General features: G+C 66.0%; 1 protein-coding gene and 2 pseudogenes. 1 reads left to right on the forward strand and 2 read right to left on the reverse strand.

Translation table 11 applies throughout. The features are described from left to right. Nucleotides 1-205 (reverse strand): annotated as a pseudogene (locus EOA36_RS34450) (ATP-dependent DNA ligase); the annotation flags it as partial. A 241-nt stretch (nt 206-446) separates the two neighbouring features. Continuing rightward, nucleotides 447-1457, reverse strand: coding sequence for a ligase-associated DNA damage response exonuclease (locus tag EOA36_RS34460; RefSeq protein WP_127281133.1), 1011 nt, complete (start codon nt 1455-1457; stop codon nt 447-449). Nucleotides 1458-1609: 152 nt separating this feature from the next. Here EOA36_RS34460 and EOA36_RS34465 point away from each other — a divergent pair. After that, a pseudogene (locus EOA36_RS34465) lies at nt 1610-1953 on the forward strand (SAM-dependent methyltransferase); the annotation flags it as partial.

Raw genomic sequence — 1953 nt, forward strand, 5'->3', positions numbered from 1 at the left:
ACACCGGGTCCATGCGTTCGGTGACCAGCGTGCGCAGCATGGCCGGCTTGACGGCGGCAATTTTGAGATCGCCGGTGATCGCGGCCAGCGCCAGACCACGGTCGGGATCCTCGACGCTGCGGAAATAGTCGGTCAAAAGCGTCAGCTTGCCGTTGCGCGACGGCGTCAGCACCAGGCGGTCGAGAAGTTCGGCAAAGCGGTTCATGGGGAGGGAAACCTCGCCAATCGGCAGGCGTCGCGTCCCGTCGCGCTCCCCTCTGTCCTGCCGGACATCTCCCCCACGAGGGGGGAGATTGGCAGCTGCGATGCCGGCTCATCTCCCCCAACATCAGCGATTGGCGAAAGCCGGCGTAACATCTGATCTCCCCACAAGTGGGGGAGATGGCCGGCAGGCCAGAGGGGGGCGCCGTAGGGCTCGTCAGGGACAATTGGCGAACTGTATTGCATCAATCGCCCTCGTCCTCGTAGCCCACCAGATGCAGTGGCCTGGCCGCTATCCCTTCCAGCTCGCACCAGCGCACCAGGGCTTCCTCGCGGCCGTGCGTGACCCAGATTTCCTCGGCGCCGGTCTCCTTGATGGTGGCGGTGAGTTCGTCCCAGTCGGCATGGTCCGAGATGATCAGCGGCAGCTCGACGCCGCCTTGCTTGGCGCGCTGGCGGATGCGCATCCAGCCCGACGCGAAGCATGAGATCGGGTCGGGAAAGCGCCGCGCCCAGCGGTCGGCGAAGGCCGATGGCGGGCCGACCACGATGGCGCCGGCGAAATCCTGCTTGCCGCCGCTCTCCACCGTCGCCGGCTCGAGGTCGCCGAGGTCGATGCCCTGGCTCTGGTAATATTCGCTGAGCCTGGCCAGCGCGCCATGGATGTAGAGCGGCTTGTCGTAACCGGCGTCGCGCAACAGCCGCATCACCCGTTGTGCCTTGCCGAGCGCGTAGGCTCCGACCAGATGCGAGCGTTCGGGAAACTGCGCGGCCGATTTCAGCAGCCGGGCGACCTCTTCCGTATCGGGCGGATGGCGAAACACCGGCAGACCGAAGGTCGCCTCGGTGATGAAGACGTCGCAGCGAATCGGCTCGAACGGTGCGCAGGTCGCATCCTTCTGCCGCTTGTAGTCGCCGGAGGCGACGATGCGCCTGCCCTGGTGCTCGACCGCTATCTGCGCCGACCCCAGCACATGGCCGGCCGGATGGAAGCTGACGCTGACGCCGTCGAGGGCAATCGTTTCGCCGAGCATGGCTGCCTGCGTCGTCCCGGCAAAATCCTCGCCGTAGCGCAGTGCCATGATGTCGAGCGTCTGCTGTGTCGCGAGCACCGAGCCGTGGCCGGAACGCGCATGGTCGGAATGGCCGTGCGTGATCAGCGCCCGGTTCACCGGCCGTACCGGGTCGATGAAGAAATCGCCCGGCGGGCAGTAGAGGCCCTCGGGCCGGGGATGAAGCAGGTCGCTGGCGCGCATGACCCTCAAGATAGGATATAATTCCGCCGCGGGAAGCCGGTTGCCCGAGACTGCTGACTCGCCGGGCAAAGCCTGCTCAATTCGGTTCAGCTTCGGCGTGCTTTGCTCTACACAGATGGGCGGCCGGCTACCCTGCCGGTGGAACCATCATCATGAAACCGCTTCAGACCTCGTCGGGCGACCCGAACGCCGATCGCCGTGCAGACTATGCCGAAATGCTCTTTGTCTCCGGCGATCACACTGCGGCGGCCGAGTTGCTGCTCGGCGCGCTGGAACTGGCGCCGCAATGGGCAATGGGCTGGTTTCGCCTCGGCGAGATGCAGGAGGCATCAGGCAGGCTCGACCTTGCGGCGCAGGCCTGGACGACGTCGCTGAAACTCGATCCGGCCGATCGCCAGGGCGCGGTGCTCAAACTGCAGCTGATCGGCAAAGGTCCGGCCTCCACCGCGCCGCCCAGCGCCTTTGTCGAGACGTTGTTCGACCACTATGCCGAGAC

Source organism: Mesorhizobium sp. M8A.F.Ca.ET.021.01.1.1 (assembly GCF_003998025.1).
Classification (GTDB): Bacteria; Pseudomonadota; Alphaproteobacteria; order Rhizobiales; family Rhizobiaceae; genus Mesorhizobium.